General features: G+C 34.2%; 18 protein-coding genes and 1 riboswitch. Of the genes, 1 reads left to right on the top strand and 17 read right to left on the bottom strand.

Annotation, left to right across the window (positions count from 1 at the left end):
• Positions 1-50: 50 nt before the first annotated feature.
• From QO200_RS14605 to QO200_RS14640, 8 genes are all read right to left on the bottom strand, one after another.
• Positions 51-1,103, bottom strand: a complete 1,053-nt coding sequence (locus QO200_RS14605) for an NAD(P)/FAD-dependent oxidoreductase (protein ID WP_371541312.1) — start codon at positions 1,101-1,103, stop codon at positions 51-53.
• 205 nt (positions 1,104-1,308) lie between these two features.
• The gene (locus tag QO200_RS14610) at positions 1,309-1,899 is read right to left on the bottom strand and encodes a bifunctional precorrin-2 dehydrogenase/sirohydrochlorin ferrochelatase (RefSeq protein WP_371541315.1); all 591 of its coding nucleotides are present in this window, start codon (positions 1,897-1,899) and stop codon (positions 1,309-1,311) included.
• Positions 1,886-2,680, bottom strand: coding sequence for a uroporphyrinogen-III C-methyltransferase (gene cobA, locus QO200_RS14615; RefSeq protein ID WP_371541318.1), 795 nt, complete (start codon positions 2,678-2,680; stop codon positions 1,886-1,888). The genes QO200_RS14610 and cobA overlap by 14 nt, the downstream gene beginning before the upstream one ends.
• Positions 2,673-4,763 (bottom strand): nitrite reductase, encoded by a 2,091-nt coding sequence (locus tag QO200_RS14620; protein ID WP_371541321.1) that lies wholly within the window; start codon positions 4,761-4,763, stop codon positions 2,673-2,675. Before QO200_RS14620 ends, cobA begins: the two co-directional genes overlap by 8 nt.
• A 166-nt stretch (positions 4,764-4,929) precedes the next feature.
• Positions 4,930-6,174: a sulfate adenylyltransferase subunit 1 gene (locus tag QO200_RS14625; RefSeq protein WP_371541323.1), complete on the bottom strand. Its 1,245-nt coding sequence runs from the start codon at positions 6,172-6,174 to the stop codon at positions 4,930-4,932.
• A 120-nt stretch (positions 6,175-6,294) separates the two neighbouring features.
• Positions 6,295-7,098 (bottom strand): DUF2490 domain-containing protein, encoded by an 804-nt coding sequence (locus QO200_RS14630; RefSeq protein WP_371541325.1) that lies wholly within the window; start codon positions 7,096-7,098, stop codon positions 6,295-6,297.
• The gene (cysD, locus tag QO200_RS14635; RefSeq protein WP_371541328.1) at positions 7,028-7,927 is read right to left on the bottom strand and encodes a sulfate adenylyltransferase subunit CysD; all 900 of its coding nucleotides are present in this window, start codon (positions 7,925-7,927) and stop codon (positions 7,028-7,030) included. The genes QO200_RS14630 and cysD overlap by 71 nt, the downstream gene beginning before the upstream one ends.
• A 114-nt stretch (positions 7,928-8,041) precedes the next feature.
• Positions 8,042-8,743 carry a phosphoadenylyl-sulfate reductase gene (locus QO200_RS14640; RefSeq protein WP_371541331.1) on the bottom strand — a complete coding sequence of 234 codons (702 nt, stop codon included), beginning with the start codon at positions 8,741-8,743 and terminating at the stop codon, positions 8,042-8,044.
• 327 nt (positions 8,744-9,070) lie between these two features.
• Here QO200_RS14640 and QO200_RS14645 point away from each other — a divergent pair, with 327 nt between their 5' ends.
• Positions 9,071-9,859, top strand: a complete 789-nt coding sequence (locus QO200_RS14645; RefSeq protein ID WP_371541333.1) for a sulfite exporter TauE/SafE family protein — start codon at positions 9,071-9,073, stop codon at positions 9,857-9,859.
• Between the two features lie 93 nt (positions 9,860-9,952).
• On the opposite strand, the gene QO200_RS14650 is transcribed toward QO200_RS14645, so the two are convergent.
• From QO200_RS14650 to QO200_RS14690, 9 genes are all read right to left on the bottom strand, one after another.
• Positions 9,953-10,363 carry an Rrf2 family transcriptional regulator gene (locus tag QO200_RS14650; RefSeq protein WP_371541335.1) on the bottom strand — a complete coding sequence of 137 codons (411 nt, stop codon included), beginning with the start codon at positions 10,361-10,363 and terminating at the stop codon, positions 9,953-9,955.
• Positions 10,364-10,486: 123 nt separating this feature from the next.
• Entirely contained in the window at positions 10,487-11,335 is an 849-nt protein-coding gene (locus QO200_RS14655) for a GIY-YIG nuclease family protein (protein WP_371541336.1), read from the bottom strand.
• Positions 11,336-11,466: 131 nt separating this feature from the next.
• Positions 11,467-12,639 (bottom strand): PLP-dependent aspartate aminotransferase family protein, encoded by a 1,173-nt coding sequence (locus tag QO200_RS14660; RefSeq protein WP_371541339.1) that lies wholly within the window; start codon positions 12,637-12,639, stop codon positions 11,467-11,469.
• An 86-nt stretch (positions 12,640-12,725) separates the two neighbouring features.
• On the bottom strand, positions 12,726-13,160 hold the full coding sequence (locus tag QO200_RS14665) for an OsmC family protein (RefSeq protein ID WP_371541342.1): 435 nt from the start codon (positions 13,158-13,160) through the stop codon (positions 12,726-12,728).
• Between the two features lie 116 nt (positions 13,161-13,276).
• Entirely contained in the window at positions 13,277-16,663 is a 3,387-nt protein-coding gene (gene thrA, locus QO200_RS14670; RefSeq protein ID WP_371541345.1) for a bifunctional aspartate kinase/homoserine dehydrogenase I, read from the bottom strand.
• An 80-nt stretch (positions 16,664-16,743) separates the two neighbouring features.
• Positions 16,744-16,852: riboswitch (SAM riboswitch) on the bottom strand.
• A 180-nt stretch (positions 16,853-17,032) separates the two neighbouring features.
• The gene (locus QO200_RS14675) at positions 17,033-17,236 is read right to left on the bottom strand and encodes a hypothetical protein (protein WP_371541348.1); all 204 of its coding nucleotides are present in this window, start codon (positions 17,234-17,236) and stop codon (positions 17,033-17,035) included.
• Positions 17,237-17,781: 545 nt separating this feature from the next.
• The gene (locus QO200_RS14680) at positions 17,782-19,056 is read right to left on the bottom strand and encodes an O-acetylhomoserine aminocarboxypropyltransferase/cysteine synthase family protein (protein ID WP_371541351.1); all 1,275 of its coding nucleotides are present in this window, start codon (positions 19,054-19,056) and stop codon (positions 17,782-17,784) included.
• Between the two features lie 572 nt (positions 19,057-19,628).
• Positions 19,629-19,826, bottom strand: coding sequence for a hypothetical protein (locus QO200_RS14685; RefSeq protein WP_371541354.1), 198 nt, complete (start codon positions 19,824-19,826; stop codon positions 19,629-19,631).
• Positions 19,827-20,034: 208 nt separating this feature from the next.
• Complete coding sequence (locus tag QO200_RS14690) at positions 20,035-20,340, bottom strand: hypothetical protein (protein WP_371541356.1); 306 nt, start codon at positions 20,338-20,340, stop codon at positions 20,035-20,037.
• Between the last annotated feature and the right edge of the window lie 140 nt (positions 20,341-20,480).

The following is a 20,480-nucleotide window of genomic DNA, read 5'->3' on the forward strand; positions in this document are numbered from 1 at the left end:
TACTTGCAAGTATTAACGCTATATTTTTTTATTGGTTTTTATTCGAATTGTTACACAATGGCTTTAACCACTGCTTTTGGAGCTTCTTTACGAGTTCCGTCAAATCCGTCAACACCTGAAACTGTAGTATATTTCAACACATAACGTTTCCCTGGATTGATAATTTGGTAAGCTGCCTGACACATTAATGTCGCTTCGTGAAAACCACAAAGGATTAATTTTAGTTTACCTGGATAGGTATTCACATCTCCGATAGCAAAAATACCTGGAATATTAGTTTGGTAATCTAAAGCATTATTTACTTTGATTGCATTTTTCTCTATTTCTAATCCCCAGTTTCCAATAGGACCTAATTTTGGCGTAAGACCAAAAAGTGGAATAAAGTAATCTGTAGGAATGGTTCTTTGTGCTCCATTTTCATCGATAACAATCGACTCGATGTGCTCTGCTCCATTTAATCCTACTACCTCAGCCGGTGTAATCATACGAATTTTTCCTGAATCTTTTAGCTCCTGTACTTTTTCAACAGAGTCTAATGCGCCACGGAATTCGTTACGACGGTGAATCAATGTCACCTCTGATGCTACATCTGTCAGGAAAATACTCCAGTCAAGCGCTGAATCTCCTCCACCTGCAATCACAACTCTTTTATCTCTAAACTCTTCTGGATCTTTGATAAAGTATTTAATTCCTTTATTTTCATAGAAAGCGATTCCGTCGATAAGTGGTTTTCTAGGTTCAAAACTTCCTAAACCACCTGCAATAGCAACTACTTTAGCATGAAACTCAGTCCCTTCGTTTGAAGTTACAATAAAGCTTCCGTCTTCTTGTTTTACGATTGTTTCAGCACGCTCTCCTAAGGTAAATCCTGGCTCAAATTGTTTGATTTGTTCCATTAAATTATTTACTAAATCTCCCGCTAGTACTTCAGGAAACCCTGGAATATCGTAGATAGGTTTTTTAGGATATAATTCAGATAGCTGCCCACCTGCTTGTGGCAAAGCATCTAATATATGGCATTTTAATTTTAATAATCCTGCTTCAAAAACGGCAAATAAACCAGTTGGTCCGGCTCCTATTATTAGGATATCTGTTTCAATCATGTTCAATACTTTTATTCCTCCCACAGCCCCCTCCAATCCCGATAGCTATCAGGAGGGGGAGACTGGGAAGAGTTTCTTTTGTTATACTTGTTCTTACTTATTATTTTGTTCACAAAGGAACGAATGATTCGCTCAAAAATAAATGATAAATATCATTCGAACACTATGTTCTATTTTCTTTATTCTCTTCTCTAATTTCTTTGCTCTATTCTCTGTATTCTTTATTTTTCAACGAAGCTGTGATCTCATTCATCTTTTGTACTTTCTCTTCGAAATCACCTTTTAAGGTTTTGCGATATTCATTGAGATTTTCTACCATTTTATTAATATCCTCAGGAATCACTTCTTCAAAAAACTCCCTTAATCTTTTCGCTGTTGTCGGCGATTTTCCATTTGTTGAAATGGCAATTTTCACGTTTCCTTTAGTTACAATTCCACCTAAATAATAATCACAAAGTGGCGGTGTATCGGCAATATTACAAATTAAATATCTTTCTCTACATAAATCATAAATCCTTTTATTCACTTCAAGATCATCGGTACAAGCAATAACCATATGCCTTTTCTTTAGCATCTTTTTCTTGAATTTCTTCATGGTCAACTTTACCGAATCATGCTTATTGACCAACTCAACTAATTCTGGTAAAAACCTTGGTGCAACAACCTCAACATTTGCATTAGGGCTGGATTTCAGCATGAATGTCAATTTTTCTAAACCTACATTTCCACCTCCTACAATCAATACATTAAGATTGTTGAGTTTTAGAAATACGGGGTATAATTCATTCCTTTCCATATATTACATGTTTGTTGCTAATGGATTTTAATTCTTTATAAAATCCGTTGCTTTTCTTACTATCAGCTACTACTTCTCCAATTACGATAATGGCTGGAGAACTTAAATTCTTGTCGGCAACTACTTGCTGAATCGAATTTATTGTTCCTATTCCAATTTTTTCCTCTGGAGTGGTTCCGTTTTGAATAATTGCTACGGGCGTTTCTCCCTTAGATTCATTTTGAAAAATAGACACAATCTGGTCTAACTTACTCATCCCCATCAAAACAACAACTGTTGCTGATGATTGAGCCGCCAAAGCCACATCTGTTGATAGTTTTCGCGCCGAAGTTGTCCCTGTTATTACCCAAAAACTCTCCGAAACACCTCTTTTTGTCAAGGAAATCCCTTGAGAAGCAGGTACGGCGATAGCCGATGAAATTCCAGGAACAACAAATGTAGGAATTCCAAAACTTTCTACATAGTCTATTTCTTCACTTCCTCTACCAAAAATAAAAGGATCCCCCCCTTTAAGACGAACGACATGGCCATAAGTTAAGGCATTATCTACAATTAGTTGGTTGATTTGGTCTTGCGTGTAAGCGTGGCATCCTTTTCTTTTTCCAACAAATATTTTCAATGCGCGTTTAGGAGCATAGCTCAACAACTCTTCATTAGCCAAAGCATCGTATAAAACCACATTGGCTTCAGCAAGTGCTTTTGCTCCTTTTATAGTAAGCAAATCTGGATCTCCAGGCCCCGCTCCTACTAAAGTTACTATTGGTTTTACTGTTTTATGCATTAGCTAAGTCTTTTGCTCTGTAGGTTTCTATATTTTGAAAGAAAGCAATTGCTTCCTGTATGTATTTTTTGGCGAAAGCCTCAGAAGGTTCATTTTGATTAATTTGGTATACTAAGTCTTTAAAAGTTGAATCTAAAGCTATTTTTTTAGTTTCAACAAAAACAGTATCAAACAAATTGATGATTCCTGCATGGTGGTTTGTTTTTTGGTTTTCAGCCAATAACAAAGCTTTAGCACCATTTACAAAACCTGCATACGCCAAGTAAATAGCATCAGCCCAATTTTTATCTTCGAAAGCTTCTTGTGCAAAAGTCAATTTATCTTTGGCTTCCAAAATTAAAGTTGCTACTAGGTCAATTACAACTCCAGCACATTCCCCTACTCCAACCGCTTTTACATAATTGTCAGCATTTCCCCAATCGATAAAATCTTCGTCGGTAAGATTAGTAACATCCGCCAAAGGTTTTAAGAATTCGTAGAAATACTTTTCGCCTTGAGCGTCATAATAATCTAAGAAAGACTTTCCGTTAGCATTCGCTTCAAAATCATTTAAGATATAACGTAATGCATCAGGTCCTCTCCGACTTGGAATCTTGATTACTTTATCAGAAAAACGTCCTTTTCCATCTCCTAAAATTCCGCCTCCAAGCAATACTTGTAAAGCCGGAGCCACTAATTTACCTGAGTTGATAGACATTCCTTGAAAACCAATTGAAGACATGTTGTGTTGTCCACAAGCGTTCATACAACCACTAATTTTGATTGTGATTTCTCTATTCTCTTTATATTGCGGAAATTCTAATTTTAATACTCTTTCTAATTCCTCAGCAATTCCGGTACTACTTGCAATTCCAAGATTACAGGTATCTGTTCCTGGACATGCGGTGATATCGTTAATTGTATCGTAACCCAAAGTCACGAAGTCTAATTTGGCTAGTTCTTGGTAGAAGAATGGTAAATTTTCCTCTTTTATATTTCTAAGAACAATATTTTGCTTTAATGAAAAACGCAATTCATTTGCTCCATAATTTTTAATTAATTCGGCCAACGCTCTCGCTTTATCTGTATAAAAATCTCCTAAAAGGACTTTAATACCTATCGCAACATAACCCGCTTGTTTTTGAGCAATCACATTCGATTGTTTCCAAGCTTCATAAGCAGCTGTATCGTCAATAGTTACTGCAGGTACTTCTAATAAAGTAGCTGGAATTGCACCGTCAAAAGCAGTAGTATCAATTTCGTATGATTGGTATGACAATGCTTTTTTCTCTTCATCAACTAGACGTAAAAACTCATCTCTTCCAATATCCTTAATTAGGAATTTCATACGTGCTTTTAAACGTTTGGCTCTTTCACCATGACGATCAAAAACTCTTAACACCCCTTCTGTTGTTGGGATGATTTGGTTCACCGGAATAAATTCTGATAATAATTCAGCGTGATGTGGTTGAGAACCTAATCCTCCACCAAGCATTACTTTGAAACCGCGTTCCCCGTTTACAATCTTTGGAATAAATCCTAAATCATGCAAATAACTTAAGGCCGTATCTTTATCAGAAGAAGAAAATGACATTTTGAATTTACGTCCCATTTCTTGACAAATAGGATTTCTCAAGAAAAACTGAAACATAGCGTGCGCATAAGGCGACACGTCAAAAGGTTCGTCAACATCAACACCAGCCAATTCACTTGCCGTAATGTTTCTTACCGTATTCCCGCAAGCTTCACGTAATGTAATATCGTCTTTGGCAAGGTTTGCCCAAAGTTCTGGCGTTCTATCTAAACTCACATAGTGAATTTGGATATCCTGACGCGTAGTAATATGCAAACGCCCTGTTGAATACTCATCAGAAACTTTAGTAATACGCACTAATTGTTCACTAGTCACTTTACCAAAAGGCAATTTGATACGAATCATTTGCACGCCTTCTTGACGCTGACCGTAAACTCCACGCGCTAAACGCAGACTACGAAAACGCTCATCGTCAATTTTACCGTCTTTGAATAAGGCGATTTTTCTTTCTAAGTCGATTATCTCTTTTTCAACAATCGGATTCTCTATTTCGGTTCTAAAACTTTCCATACCTATTTACTGTTATCCTCCCCCCGGCCCCCTCCGAAGGAGGGGGAGCCAGTGAGGAGCTTTATTGTGTTATATTCTGGTTATAAACTTCATAGCCACAAAGTTTATCTACAAACATTTTCTACAATCTCTCCCTCCCCTTTGGGGAGGACTGGGGTGGGGATTCCTATCGTATAAACCCTACTCCTGCTGTTGTATTGGTTGCTGCATCGATTAAGATAAAAGCACCATTTGATTTATTGTCGTTGTAAGCATCAAAATAGATTGCTTTGCTTAACTTGATATTTACTTCTCCTATTTCGTTAATTGCTAATTGAGACGCTTCTGTAGTTCCTGAAAAATCAGTTGCAATTACATTTTTCACGCTGTCAATTTTAGCCAAAACTCTGTTGGTATTATGTTGTACAAAATATTTTGCCCCTGGAACCAACTTTTTACTGTCCATCCAACACACTGTTGTATTGATGTCTTTTTCAACTTTAGGCAATTCAGATGATTTTACAATCATATCTCCTCTTGTCACATTGATATCATTTTCTAATTCGATAGTAATAGAAGAACCCACTGAAGCTTCATCAAATTGTTGATCAAAAAAGTGGATGTTAGTTACTTTAGATTCGGTTAAAGAAGGTAAAACAGTTACAGCATCTCCTACTTTAATATTATTCCCATAAAGTTTACCAGCATACCCTCTAAAATCGTGGTACTCTTCTGTTTTTGGTCGAATAACAGTTTGAACTGGAAAACGTGCTTTTCCTTTTTCGTAAACATCTGCAGGATCCAAAGCTTCAAGGTGTTCTAGGATTGTTTGTCCTTCGTACCATGGCATTCCACCTAATGATTCCACTACATTATCACCTGTCAAAGCACTCAACGGAATGTAACTTACGTTTTGCTCTTTGAAAGTACTTTTCGCGTTCAATGCTTCAAAGTCGGCTTTGATTTTATTATATACTTCTTCTGAATAATCAACCAAGTCCATTTTATTAACAGCAACAATTACCTCTTTTACACGCAATAAATTATTGATAAAAAAGTGACGGTAGGTTTGTTCAATAACACCTTTACGCGCATCAATTAAAATGATCGATACTTGTGAAGTTGAAGCTCCTGTAACCATGTTACGAGTGTATTCTACGTGACCTGGAGTATCTGCAATGATGTAACTTTTCTTTGCAGTAGAAAAATAAATATGCGCTACATCAATTGTAATTCCTTGTTCTCTCTCAGCAACTAATCCGTCAGTAGCCAAAGAAAAATCTAAATAATCATATCCTTTTTGCTTACTGCTTTTTTCTATTGCTTCCAGTTTGTCTGTCGTCAAAGATTGTGTATCGTATAATAATCTTCCGATTAATGTACTTTTTCCGTCATCTACACTTCCTGCTGTTGCTATTTTTAAAACTTCCATTTTATATGTTTTGTTTCAGGATTTCAAGTTTAAGGTTTCAAGTTTTGTTGAATGCCTCTATACAAACTTTTAAATCTGAATGTTTTTATTTTTATTTCTATACAGAACACGTACTCTGTATTATATTTTAACCTTGTGAATGAAACTGAATCGTATAATATCTCTATTGAAATAATCTACACCATTTGATCTTTCTTGAAAACTATTCAAATAACCTAATTCTAAAGCAACTGCTGGACTCACTCCCACTTGTACTGCTGCATAAACTCGGTTTTGATCGAATGTGTTTTTGATAATTTTGTTTCCGCCATTAATCATTATTTCATCGTATAAAATTGCTTTTAGATATTGCTTTTCCTTCTTCCAAAAAGTATAATCTCCTTGGATTCGATATCTAAATCTGAGATAGAACGTGGTTCCATCTTCAAGCATTAATTTACTCGCATTGTGAACAAACCGTTCTTCTAATAGATATCTATGATTTAAATTCACTTTACCTAAACTCTGTTTTACTGTTACATCTTGCTGAAAACGATATTCAGGAATATGAAACCCAGTTTTAACCTCAGGATCTTGTGTTGCTACCGAGAAATAAGCAAAACCAGCTCCTAACTCTACCTTATCTGTTACCTTATCTCTAAGTTGAACGCGGCCTACAAATATATTTTCCGCTACGGGATTTATAAAAATCCTATTATCAATCTCAGTATGAACAGACCATTTTGTATTTAATTCCAGCTGATTATAATATCGTGTCCAGAGCAAACTTTGTTTGTCAACGTTTTTCTCTGTTTGTGCAATTAAACCAGTACTAAAAAGAAATACACCCAAAAAGATTCTCAAGAACTGCATCCTAAAAGTATCCTTGTTGTTTTCTTTTCTCCATCGCTGCCTCAGAACGTTTATCGTCAATTCTAGCTCCACGCTCAGAAATTGTAGACATTCTAATTTCACCAACTACTTCTGATATTGTTGCAGCATGAGAGTCAACTGCCGCTGTACAACTCATATCTCCTACTGTTCTAAAACGAACAATACGTTCTTCAATTTCTTCATTTTCTTCTTGGTAAACAAAAGGAGAGTGTGACCAAATCATTCCGTCTCTCAAGAATACTTTACGTTTGTGAGAGAAGTAAATTGATGGGATTTCGATTTGTTCTTGCTCGATATAACTCCACACATCTAATTCTGTCCAGTTTGAAATAGGAAAAACACGTACGTTTTGCCCATTTTCAATTTTCCCGTTCAATAAATCAAACAATTCAGGACGTTGGTTTTTTTCATCCCATTGACCAAAATCATCACGAACAGAAAAAATACGCTCTTTAGCTCTTGCTTTTTCTTCATCTCTACGCGCACCACCAATACAAGCATCAAACTTGAATTCGTCAATCGCATCTAAAAGAGTTGTAGTTTGCAAACTGTTTCTACTAGAATATTTTCCTGTTTCCTCAACTACTTTTCCTTCGTCAATAGCGTCTTGTACATTACGAACAATTAATTCTAAACCTAATTCTTTAACCAATCGGTCCCTAAATTCGATTGTTTCAGGGAAATTATGCCCTGTATCTACGTGCAATAATGGAAAAGGAATTTTAGCTGGGAAGAATGCTTTTTGCGCTAATCTCACCAAAGTAATTGAATCTTTACCTCCAGAAAAAAGCAATACTGGCTTATCAAATTGAGAAATAACTTCTCTAAAAATGTATATCGCTTCGCTTTCTAATGCGTTTGTTTTTAATATTGAACTCATATTTTTAGTTTAAAAGTTTAAAGTTTAAAGTTTAAGGTTGTTGCGACCTAAACTAAACCCTCTCTACTATTTATAATTTCTATTCTCTTTATTCTTTTTTCTATTCTCTTGAATTTACCCTTGGTGCAAACCACATTCTTTGTGACTTGATTCCCACCACCATCTTCCAGCTCTGATGTCTTCTCCCTCGGCTATTGCTCTGGTACAAGGAGCGCAACCGATGCTTACAAATCCTTTTTTATGTAATGCATTTTGCGGTACATTATTTTTTTCTAAATAATCTTCTACTTCTTTCAAAGTCCACTTTAGTAAAGGGTTGAATTTGATTATTTCAAACTTCGCATCGTATTCAAAAAGATCTAAATCATTTCTGCTTTCAGATTGCTCGGCTCTTAAACCAGTAATCCAAACTGAATTTCCTTTTAAAGCTTTAGTCAATGGCGCTACTTTTCTAATAAAACAGCACTCTTTTCTATTTTCAACCGACTCGTAGAAGCTATTTGGTCCTTTTGCATTCAATAGATTTTGAACATCGGTCGCTTCAGGAAAATATACTTCAATGTGTTTTTTGTATTTCTTTAATGTCTTATGAAAAACATCGTAGGTTTCTTGAAACAAACGGCCTGTATCTAAAGTGAAGATGTTAATTGCCGTATCACTTTTAGCAATTAAAGCTGTTATCACTTGGTCTTCTTGACCAAAAGAAGTCGAAAACACTACTTTATCTTTATATTCATTGGCCAAAAAAGCAAAAGTTTCTTCAATTGAGAAGTCCTTTGTTTTTTCTATTAATGCATGTACTATAGTTGCGCTCATTTTTCTTTTTTATTTTACAAAATCCATTATCCTATCGGTTTAGTAGATTACTACGCAAAAGTACTACTTATTTCCAAACTACAAAACAAAAAATTACTTTTCTGCACCCAAAAGCAATAGCACCTTAACTACTCAACAAAAGCATATTAGTCCCCCGAGGCATAAAATTATTAAATAAAATATTTATCTTAATTCCATTATTGTTATTCCTAAATAAAATCATGAAATTCTAATAATTGTTTAATTTTTAAAATATATTTCAATTAGTCTACTTCCCCTATAGGATAATTATAAAATAGTTATTAATTTTGACCAAAAATTATTTGTATGGATTTTCAAATAGGATTAGTCATCGCAGGTTTAACCGTAGGTTTCATTGTTGGCTTAACTGGTGTAGGAGGTGGATCTTTGATGACACCTATATTATTATGGTTTGGTATTCCTCCAACAACAGCTGTTGGCACGGATCTATTGTATGCGGCATTTACCAAAATGGGTGGTATTTATGTGCATCATAAAAAAAAGAATATTAATTGGACCATTACGGGTTGGCTATCCTTAGGGAGTGTCCCTGCGGCATTATTAACTTTGTGGATTTTACATAGTATCAAAACAGACATTACTGCTTTAAATGCAGTAATTAAATATAGTCTGGGTTGGGCACTACTTTTAACCTCGATAGCAGTTTTGTTCAAAAAGAAACTATTGATTATTTCTCAGAAACATTCTGGTGACAAATTTCATAGCGAGAGTAAAACACAAAATATACTAACCGTTGCAATAGGTGTACTACTAGGCGCAACTGTAACACTAACGTCTATAGGCGCAGGAGCTTTAGGTACGGTAACTTTATTTTTCCTATACCCTCTTTTAGCAACTCCCAGATTAGTTGGTACTGAGATTGCTCATGCTGTTCCTTTAACACTTGTAGCAGGTTTAGGACATGCCACAATGGGAAATTTAGACTTGGGCTTGCTAGGACAGTTATTAATAGGGTCACTTCCTGGAATATACGTAGGGAGTATGCTAAGTGGAAAAGTGCCTGACTTATTTCTTAGAAATGCCATTGCGATGATGTTGTTTTTTGTAGGCTACAAACTAGTTTTCATAGGTTAAACTTCCAGTTATTAATTCAAAAAAAAATACCCTTTCATTGTCTATCCAATGAAAGGGTATTTTTTTATCTGCGAATTACTTTAATCGGATTGACTAAAAAGCGATATCAGCAAGTGTGTTGTTTTCTAATATTTTTAATGTATTGTCACGTACTTCAGTCATTAATTTGCGAACTGCACAGGCAACCTCATCTTTACAATCATCACATTTTTCATAAAAGTTATGACTTGCACAGGGCAACAAAGCAATTGGACCTTCGAGAATACGGTACACTTTGGCCATATTAATCTCTTTCGGGTCTTTTATCAAATAATAACCGCCTCCTTTTCCTTTTTTGGCACCCAAAAAACCAGAATGACGCAAAAGCAACAAAATACTTTCCAAAAATTTCACGGAAATATTTTCGCTTTTTGCAATATCAGCAATAGCAACTGGCGTTTGATCTTCTTGGCGAGCCAAAAAAGTCAACGCTTTAATTCCGTATTTTGTTTTCTTTGAAAGCATGGTAAAGATTTTTAATTCATTTTTGAAGGATAAGGATTTTTGATATAAAAAACCCAATTAACTATTCAATAACAACAAAAATATGCTATTTTGAATCTAATTTACATAAAAAAGATTCTTACTTTAAATAGTTGTTTCAAAATCTTTCAAAGACCTTCCGTCTGCAAGTTTCCATTCCGTTTGTCCATTCGCACTTCTACCCATCAAAATTGCAGCAGCTGTAGATGGACTACTAAATATATAATCTTCTACAAATTCATAATAATCGCCTTTATTAACAAGTAAACCTTCATCAATGAGCTTTTGTCTATTTTTCACAAGACTTGCACTTAAAGAATTTGTAATTACATACGCAGCTTTAGAACCTTTGAATATCAAAAAACCATCAGATGTTGGCTCTCCTTGTCCTTCAGCACCTCGCGCTGCCTTAATAAAGAAAAAGTTTTGCTTTTGCTGAACCTTCACTACTCTTTTATCATCAAATACTTTATGCCCTAATGTATTAACTAGAATTTTGACATATCCAATAAACTCTTCCATTTCTGCTCTATCAGATTCTGAAATAGATGATTGTGTCGGAATCATTGAATTTTCAACTTTATAACGTTTAGAGTTTATTGCAATATCGTGAAGTCTATTTTCCAAATACTTGATGTGAGCTTTATTAAGGTTGTCATCCTTAGAAATAAAAACAATAGCTTCATTCCAGAATTCCTTTCCGCTTAAATGTTGTTTTAACCTACTAAAAACAGATTCAGCTTCTCCAATATAAACCAAATCATTATCCTCTTCGTCTTTTCCAAAAAGTAAATAAACTCCAGTGTTATTCAAATCATCTCTATCTGAACATTCTTTAATGTTAATTCTTGGTATTTTATAAGCTTTCCCTGTCCAATTAGAAAGTTCACAACTCATACGTCCATTTGAATCTCCATCAATCAAAAATATTTTTATTGTCTTTCCTAGTGCCATATATATTTTAAAAAAAACTAAGATAATACTTTAAAACTCAAACAAAACTTTCATTTTAATAATCTCAAATATAAACACAAAACCCACAGCTATAAACTGTGGGTTTTAAATATATGCTATAAGAAAAACGTTTAAGAAAGTGCCTGCTCTAAATCAGCAATTACATCTTTTACAGTTTCCAGTCCTACAGAAACACGTACTAAACCATCTGTAATACTTACCGCTAATCTCTCATCAACTGATAACTTACTATGTGTTGTTGATGCCGGATGTGTAACAATGGTTCTGGTATCTCCCAAGTTTGGTGACAACGAACATAATTTTATTTTATCCAAAAAGTTACGTCCTGCTTCAAGTCCTCCTTTTATTTCAAAAGCGACAATGCTGCCACCCAACTTCATTTGCTTTTGGGCAATTTCATATTGTGGATGTGATTTCAAGAAAGGATATTTCACCTTATTCACATTTGGATGCTGTTCTAAAAACTCAGCAACCTTCAAGGCGTTTTCGCAATGTCTGTCCAAACGAATTGCTAATGTCTCTAAGCTTTTTGATAAAACCCACGCATTAAATGGGGATAAAGAAGGTCCCGTAAGTCGGGAAAACAAATAGATTTTATGAATCAACTCGGGATTACCAACCGTTACTCCGCCTAAAACTCGTCCTTGACCATCCATTAACTTTGTAGCAGAATGCACGACCAAATGCGCTCCCCATTTTATAGGTTGTTGCAAATAAGGAGTCGCAAAACAATTATCAATTACTAATATCAAATTGTGCTTTTTGGCAATATTCCCTAGCAATTCCAGATCTATAATATCGACTGCGGGATTCGTTGGCGATTCAGCAAAAAGAATCTTTGTATTGGGTGTAGTGAAACTTTCAATGGTTTCAGGCTTATTGATATCAAAATACGAGGTTTCAATATTCCACTTTGGAAAATAATTGACAAACAACGAATGCGTCGCCCCAAAAACACTACTTGACGAAACGATATGATCGCCAGATTTCAATAATGCAGCCATGGTTGAATATACGGCAGCCATTCCAGAGGCAAAGGCAAAACCAGCAGTTGCGCCTTCCATCTTGCATACTTTTTCTACAAACTCGTTGGTGTTTGGGTTGCTGTAACGGCTATAAATATTTCTATCTTTCTCTTCTGCAAATGAAGCACGCATGTCTTCGGCATCTTCAAACACAAAACTAGAAGTTAAGTATAATGGAACGGAGTGCTCTAAATATTGGGTGCGTTCTAATTGGGTACGGATGGCTTCGGTTTCAAAACCAAATTCTGAATTATTCATTCTCTTTTGTTTAAAGTTTAAAGTTTAAAGTTGTTCGAAATTAGTATTTCAACACTCCCTCCCTCTTCAAACGATTAATTTTATTTTTAGATTTTACCTAATTCCACTCCATTCAAAACTACTTTATAATGGATGGTTGCCGTTGGTTCTAAAGTTTTAGAAACCGAGCAGTATTTATCGAAAGAAAGTTGAGCAGCTTTGGCAGCTTTGTCTTCTTTTATATTTCCTTCTAAATAAAAGACCAAGTAAATGTCTTTAAAAGGTTTTGCTTCACCAACCTGAATACGTTCTCCCTCTACCTCAGCTTTAAATGAAGTGATTTCTTGACGTTGTTTTTTTAGAATCGAAATCATATCAATAGCGCTACATCCTGCAACTCCCATTAATACTAATTCCATTGGACTTGATCCTTGATCATCGCCACCAAATTCTGGACGGCTATCTACATTTACTATATGGCCACGTTCGTTTTTTAATTCGAAATGGAAATTGTCGTTTACTCTGTTTAATGTAATTTTCATATTGTATTTTTTGAACGTTGCTCCCGCTTTTTTTGAACGCGGATGATGCGGATTTAAAAACGATTACAACGGATTTTTTAATTATTTTTCTGAATACTCAGCAACTGAATACTTTTCTACCCTTTATCCGACAATCTCAAGATATCTCCAAAAACACCTCTTGCTGTAACTGCTGATCCCGCTCCGGCTCCTTGAATAACAATTGGACGGTCTCCGTAAGATTCTGTGTATATTTCGAAAAAAGAATCAGAACCTTTCAAGCCTCCCAAAGCAGTATCCGAAGGTACGGAAACTAATTTTACTTCCAAAATTCCTTTGTCATGTTGTAAATCTCCAGACAATTCCCCGATGTATCTCAAAACGTGATTTGGTTTTTGGTCTGCTTTTATCTTATCATAAATAGGATCAAATTCCTTTAATTTAGTCAAGAAATCTGCCGCACTTCCTTCACGTAAGTGTTCTGGAATTAAATTCTGAATATCAACTTCCTCAAACTCATTTTGCAAGTCTAATTCTCTCGCTAATATAAGTAGTTTTCGGCCTACATCATTCCCACATAAATCCTCTCTTGGATCTGGCTCTGTAAAACCACTATCAATTGCTTCTTTCAATATTTCGCTAAACAGAACATCTTTGGAAGAGAAATTATTGAATAAATAGCTTAACGTTCCTGAGAAAACGCCTTTTATTTTAGTGATATTTTCACCAGAAAGATGCAATAATTTAATAGTATCAATTAATGGTAAACCCGCACCTACATTGGTTTCATATAAATAATTCTTCTGATTATCAGCTAATGATTTACGTAGCTTTTTATAAAAACCATAACTTAAAGTATTCGCTATTTTATTTGAAGAAATTAAATCAAAACTGCTTTCAACTAACGGAATGTAATTCTCGACAAAATCAGCACTCGCCGTGTTATCAATTGCAATTAAATTTTCTAGATGATTCGCTTCTGCAAAAGCAATAATATCGCTTAATGTATACGCTGACCCCTTAGCTTGAATTTCGTTTTTCCAGTTAGCCGAAACTCCGTTTTTATTCAACAGCACATTTCGAGAATTGGCAATAGCAAAAATATTCAACTTAACATCTTTCCTTTTTTCGATTGCTTCCGCCGATTCTAAAATTTGATTGATTAAGGTTCCGCCAACTAATCCATGCCCAAAAATGGCAATATTGATTTTCTTCGCAACCCCAAATATCTCCCCATGAATAACATTCAGCGCTTTGTTAAGTTCTGATTTTTTAACCACTAAACTCACATTCTTACCCGTAACGGTATTATTGAATAAAATAGGAACAATTTTGTTTTTTATCAAAGCCGTATAAGGCTTATGAAACGTACTAAGATCTTGGCCTATTATTGAAATTACCGATACGTTGTCGACAACTGTAATCTTGTTGACATCCTTAGAATAGAAATCATTTTCGAATTCTTTTTCTAATTCGATCATAGCTTTTGTTGCTTTATCAGCAGCAACCACAAGTCCTATTCCTCTTTCTGAAGAACCTTGAGAAATAATACTTACGCTAATATCATTGTCACCCATCACCTTGAAAATACGCGCATCCACTCCTGTTTTTCCAAGTAATCCTCTTCCTTCTAAATTTACCAAAGAAACATTTTCTAAAACAGATAATGTTTTAATTCCGCTGACATTAGAATTTGAAGTAATTAAAGTTCCATTATTTTCGTGATTGAAAGTATTTAAAATACGAAGCGGAATATTTTTCTCTAATAAAGGAATAATTGTTTTTGCATGCAAAATATTCACACCAAAATTAGCAATTTCATTTGCTTCATTATAAGACAAAGATTCAATCTTTTTAGCATCTAAAACCAACTCGGGATTAGCAGTGTAAATTCCATCAACATGAGTGAAATTTTGCAATTCTTCGGCATTGATATAATTAGCGACTAATGACGCCGTATAATTACTTCCGTTTCTACCTAAAGTAGTGGTTTCGTGTTTCGCATTCGAACCAATAAAACCAGTAATCACTAGTATTGAATCTTTATTCTCTTTGAAAATTTGAATGATATTTTTCTTAGAAACAGCGTCCAAAGGTTGTGCATCCCCAAAATTGGAGTCGGTTATGATTAAATCTCTTGTATCTGCTAGTTTTGCAGTAACGCCTCTTTCATTCAATAAAAAAACCAATAATTTAGCCGAAAGTACTTCGCCATGTGCTAAAATTTGGTCTTGAATCTTTGGGCTATAATCACCAATCAAGCTAACGCCTTCAAAAAGTTTATCTAATTTATCAAATTCAGTCGAAAAATCAACGGCCTCAAAACCATCTTTTTGATAGGTTTTAAAACTTTCCAATAGCGGTTTGTAATTTCCGTTTTTGGCTGCAATAGTAAGAATGTCGTCCAGCTCATCCGTTGCTTTTCCTCTTGCCGAAACGACGATTGCAATTTTCTCGTCTTGTTTTATTTTTTCCTCTATAATATCTAAAACTGTGTCGATACCTTCACCGTTTGCTAAAGATTTACCGCCAAATTTAACTATTTTCATTTGTTTTTTATTTTTGAAAACAACTTCTAACAAATTGTCTAATTGTTCGTATTCCATCAAAAAAGCATCGTGCCCATGTTGTGAGTCAATCTCACTATAAAATACATTATTTTTAAATTTTTTAATCTCATTGTACGTATCTCTATTCTCCTTTGCTGTAAAAAACAAATCTGAATTAATTCCTACAATGTATATATTAGCACCCACTTTTGAGATAACTGATTCTAAAGACTCATGATTCCTAGTTATATCAATCGTTTTCAATAATTGGTTCATCATTTTATATGCCGAAAGCTGAAACCTTTTTTCTAATTTTTCTCCATGGTAATTCAGCCAACTTTCTACTTTGAACGTTTCTAGTTGTTCATTGAGATCTCTATTAAATTTTTCTTTGAAAGATTCAGGCGTGCGGTAGCACAACATGGCGTGAACACGAGCGTCTTCAATAGGTTTTTTAGAGTTATTTAGGATTTGCTCTTGCAAATAACAATTAGCAATCAACCAGTCAGTCGCTTTCCAATCTGTAGCTATGGGAATGAAGTTTTGTGCCAGTTTAGGTTCTAGAGCCAAAATTTCCCAAGCAATTCCACCACCAACAGAACCGCCGATAAGAGCAAATAAAGAATCAATCTTTAAAAACCGAAGTCCTTCGATGAAAATCCTTGCGATATCTCTTGCAATAAAATCTCTGTAATTCTCTATAGTCGCTGAATTGAATCCGTTACCAGGAACATCAAAAGAAACAATTGTATATTTCCTAGTATCGATGGTTCTATCGACACCCACAATATCATTCCACCAACCCGATTCGCCAATTACTTGTGAGTTTCCGGTCAAGGCATGATTAATTAAGATAATGGGAGCGGTATGCGAAGCAGCGCCAAAAACCTGATAACTTAAGTTTAGGCTAGCATAAAAAGCACCATTGTGCGTGGTGAAATTTTGTATGGTAATATGTGTTGGGTTATTTTCCAATGTCAAATCTTTTATTAATTTTGATTTGTATTTGGAAATATTAGAAAGAAAAAACTAGGTAAATACTAGAGAAATTCTTGTTGTTATCTTTCCACTTTAGGGAGTGGTAGAATGCAGCACCTTCTTCGATTTCTCGAAGGGTTGCTAAGGCTTCATCGGGTCTAATCCCTCATCCTTTCTTTATAACATTTCAATACGTGTGTGAACTTATTACTGCAAATTAACTACATATTTTTATAACAACCAAACTTTTACCATTCTGATTATTAGCGAAAAATATATTTAACAAAAAAAACGCGAAACATTGCTGAACATAACAATTCAGGAATTCCTCGCGTGTAAATCACTATAAAGACAGCTCGCTATCAATTAGATAAAAAGAGTATCGTTTTCCTTTGAATACATCAAAAACTGTAATGAATTTGGTGATTTATTTAAATCATTAGCATTGGTGTCGTTGATACCAAATCTTGGATGAACTAAATCATCTACCGTGATTTTTATACTATTTTTTTTAGTTTTTAAGTTCCTTAAAAAACTTACCGCTCTGGTAATTCTACTAATTGCCCCCATGTGTCTACTTGTTTAATTGTTGCTATGTTTATTCTTGCTTGTTTGTTACTCTTTATTCTCTTTTAAATACCATAAAAAAACCCTTTTGGATAAATACCAAAAGGGTTAAAGTTATAGTAACTTATACTTTTGGCATATCAACATATTTTTACAAATAAGGTAATCACTAGTGATCTATTATTTCTAAAAATATGTTTTTCCATGCTAATTATCTTTAAATTCTAAATTGTTTTAATAAAAAAGCCTTCCAAAAGAAATAGGAAGGCTGATGCTTAATTATAGCTATAATATAAGGCAATCATTTCCTTGCAGATGATTCCGAAATAGTTTTAAAATTTACAATAATGATTAAATTCATCTTTGGTATTTTCTTGCAACAAATTTCAGTTTTTTTTTGCTAGTTCCCTAATGACTATCAACATTTTAACTCATTTTTAATACAAATATTATAATCTTACAAACTGAGATTGTAATACTATAAAACTCATCTTAATTTTGGATAAAAAAGCAGTGTTTAAACGATATAAAATATACTTTATAAATTCTTACAATAACTCAAAAACTGCTTTTAAGTCTGCTTTTAAATCTTCAATATCTTCTAAACCTACAGAAAGACGAATCAAATCTTTAGAAACTCCTGAAGCTAACTGTTGTTCATCAGATAATTGTTGATGCGTTGTACTTGCTGGATGAATAATTAATGATTTTGTATCTCCAATATTTGCGAGTAGCGAAAATAGTTTGGTATCATCCGCTACTTTTTTTGCCGCTTCAAAACCTCCTTTTAGACCAAAGGTTACTAATCCGTTTTGTCCTTTTGGCAAATAACGTTTAGCCAGATCATAATATTTACTCGACTGTAAACCTGGATAATTCACCCACTCCACTTGCTCTTGACTTTCTAGCCATTGTGCTAATGCTAATCCGTTCTCACTATGTCTTTTTACACGTACGGCCAATGTTTCTAAACCTTGAATAATTTGGAACGCATTAAACGGACTCAAAGCAGCTCCATAATCACGTAGTCCTTCAATTCTTACTCTTGCAATAAAAGCAGCGTTTCCTAAAGCTTCATGATAAACCAAGCCATGATAGCCAGCATTAGGGGTTGTAAATTCCGGAAAACGACCACTACTCCAATCAAAAGTTCCTGCATCAACAATAACTCCTCCTAAAGAAGTTCCGTTACCTGAGATATATTTTGTTAAAGAATGAATAACAATATTCGCTCCGTGCGCTATTGGATTTAGTAAATATGGAGAAGCAACTGTATTATCTACAATCAAAGGAACTTTCAACGCTTTTGCTTCAGCAGAAATAGCTTCAATATCTAATACATCTAACTTTGGGTTCCCCAAACTTTCGATAAAAAACACTTTGGTATTCTCATTCGCTGCCTTAGCAAAATTAGCTGGATCAGAAGGGTCTACAAAAGTGGTTGTAATTCCTAGTCGCGGCAAAGTAGTTTGTAATAAGTTAAACGTTCCTCCATACAAACTGCTAGATGCTACAATATGATCACCCGTTTTTAACAACACTAACAAAGCGGTTGTAATCGCCGCTGTTCCAGAAGCAGTAACAACAGCACCTACACCACCTTCTAATGCTGCTAAACGTTGTTCTAGAATGTCATTAGTAGGATTATTAAGTCTCGTGTAAATGTAGCCCGCTTCAGAAAGCCCGAATAAATTAGCCGCATGCTCTGAATTATCAAAAACATACGATGATGTTTGGTAAATGGGAACCGCTCGAGTTCCTGCGTGTTTTGTTACATCATGTCCAGCATGCAATGCGTTTGTTTCAAATTTATTAGTACTCATAATTTTAGTTTTTTGATTTTATTGTTATTTATTAAATAAAAACCCTTTTAGATAGGTATCCAAAAGGGCTTTAAGCTGTCTTATAAACTTATACTTTTGGATTACCTGAAACAAATACACATCATGGCTTTTGCACAAATCATAGATTTGACAATTGACGGATTAACTTGTTTAAAATTTAGATTGATCATTTTATCTTATTATTTATTCTAAAAGAAGTTCTTCTTTAGTTTTCAAAAAAAAAAGCTTCCCTTTTTGAGGGAAGCTTTTGCTATATTTAAGATTTTAAATTGAAGCAATAGTCTACCCTAAGGAATGAACCTTCATGGCTTTTGACATATTACAAACATTTAATTTCATGGTTTCCTTTTTTTGTTGAAACAAATTTGCTGACAATAATTTATATATCCTAATATATTTTAAAAAATAACAAATAAAATATTTTCTGTTAAAACCCCACTAATCAATAATTTAAACAAACGTTAAACCACCCACAAAAATTGACAGCTGTTCTTAATGCTAAATTAACTTTAGATCCCATTGAATTTCTTAAATATAGGATAATCTTTAAATTATATGAACAGAACTTCATTTTCTCGAGAATACATTTGAAGCATTAAGGAAATTGAAGTGTTTTTAGACCTAGGAGAATTTGTTGTTTTGGTTTGAATTCTTGGGTGCACTAATTCGTGAATTGACTCCACTTTTTCTTCTTTTTTTACCCTGAATCTAAAATCTGACTTTGACAAAGCTGGTTTTGATGTTTTCATGATATTCCTTTTTAGCAGTTTGCTTTTTCATTTTCCTCTATCGTACGTACTAAAGCATCAGTTGCTCAAGTACTACATACCCCTTTCTAACCCATTTGATTGCCAGCACTAAACAACCGCTAAAAAAGACAAGAATAAAATACGCCTATTTTACCCTCTTAGGAACACCTTGAAAAATCTTTCATTAAGCGTCCCTTACTATCTAATTTTACTTAAAGCAGGCTTTAACAATTTTCATGTTTATTTTAACCACTCTTCTAATCTGTCTATCGCTTAATCGTTTATTATTGTATGCCTTAATCAGTCGTTTTTTCAAAGATTCCCATTTCTCTTTCATATAGGGATACAATGATATTGATCGTTGATCACCTTTTAATGCATTCAAATAATGCTTATTGTATTCCTTAACGTAATTATTATAGTCATCAAGGTATCTATCCCATTTATTACTTACGGTAACTTCGTTCTCTTTTCCTGTTTTTTCAAGTAATAAAACCTTTTGAATTGCTTTCATAATAAATTATTTTTTTGGATTGATAAATTATTTTTAACTCCTCGCTTACGTTTAGGATATGCAAGATTACCTTTCTTAATTCTAGCTATATAAACTAAAAAAACATATGCTTTTTTTAATTATAAAGTCTTTGAATCCCT

It is taken from the genome of Flavobacterium sp. Arc3 (assembly GCF_041431375.1).
In the GTDB taxonomy this organism is placed as follows: Bacteria; Bacteroidota; Bacteroidia; order Flavobacteriales; family Flavobacteriaceae; genus Flavobacterium.

What these genes read in the sequence shown, in the direction of transcription:
- QO200_RS14605 (WP_371541312.1), bottom strand. Translation starts at nt 1,103, where the DNA reads ATGATTGAAACAGATATCCTAATAATAGGAGCCGGACCAACTGGTTTA.
- QO200_RS14610 (WP_371541315.1), bottom strand. Translation starts at nt 1,899, where the DNA reads ATGGAAAGGAATGAATTATACCCCGTATTTCTAAAACTCAACAATCTT.
- cobA (WP_371541318.1), bottom strand. Translation starts at nt 2,680, where the DNA reads ATGCATAAAACAGTAAAACCAATAGTAACTTTAGTAGGAGCGGGGCCT.
- QO200_RS14620 (WP_371541321.1), bottom strand. Translation starts at nt 4,763, where the DNA reads ATGGAAAGTTTTAGAACCGAAATAGAGAATCCGATTGTTGAAAAAGAG.
- QO200_RS14625 (WP_371541323.1), bottom strand. Translation starts at nt 6,174, where the DNA reads ATGGAAGTTTTAAAAATAGCAACAGCAGGAAGTGTAGATGACGGAAAA.
- cysD (WP_371541328.1), bottom strand. Translation starts at nt 7,927, where the DNA reads ATGAGTTCAATATTAAAAACAAACGCATTAGAAAGCGAAGCGATATAC.
- QO200_RS14640 (WP_371541331.1), bottom strand. Translation starts at nt 8,743, where the DNA reads ATGAGCGCAACTATAGTACATGCATTAATAGAAAAAACAAAGGACTTC.
- QO200_RS14645 (WP_371541333.1), top strand. Translation starts at nt 9,071, where the DNA reads ATGGATTTTCAAATAGGATTAGTCATCGCAGGTTTAACCGTAGGTTTC.
- QO200_RS14650 (WP_371541335.1), bottom strand. Translation starts at nt 10,363, where the DNA reads ATGCTTTCAAAGAAAACAAAATACGGAATTAAAGCGTTGACTTTTTTG.
- QO200_RS14655 (WP_371541336.1), bottom strand. Translation starts at nt 11,335, where the DNA reads ATGGCACTAGGAAAGACAATAAAAATATTTTTGATTGATGGAGATTCA.
- QO200_RS14660 (WP_371541339.1), bottom strand. Translation starts at nt 12,639, where the DNA reads ATGAATAATTCAGAATTTGGTTTTGAAACCGAAGCCATCCGTACCCAA.
- QO200_RS14665 (WP_371541342.1), bottom strand. Translation starts at nt 13,160, where the DNA reads ATGAAAATTACATTAAACAGAGTAAACGACAATTTCCATTTCGAATTA.
- QO200_RS14675 (WP_371541348.1), bottom strand. Translation starts at nt 17,236, where the DNA reads ATGGGGGCAATTAGTAGAATTACCAGAGCGGTAAGTTTTTTAAGGAAC.
- QO200_RS14680 (WP_371541351.1), bottom strand. Translation starts at nt 19,056, where the DNA reads ATGAGTACTAATAAATTTGAAACAAACGCATTGCATGCTGGACATGAT.
- QO200_RS14685 (WP_371541354.1), bottom strand. Translation starts at nt 19,826, where the DNA reads ATGAAAACATCAAAACCAGCTTTGTCAAAGTCAGATTTTAGATTCAGG.
- QO200_RS14690 (WP_371541356.1), bottom strand. Translation starts at nt 20,340, where the DNA reads ATGAAAGCAATTCAAAAGGTTTTATTACTTGAAAAAACAGGAAAAGAG.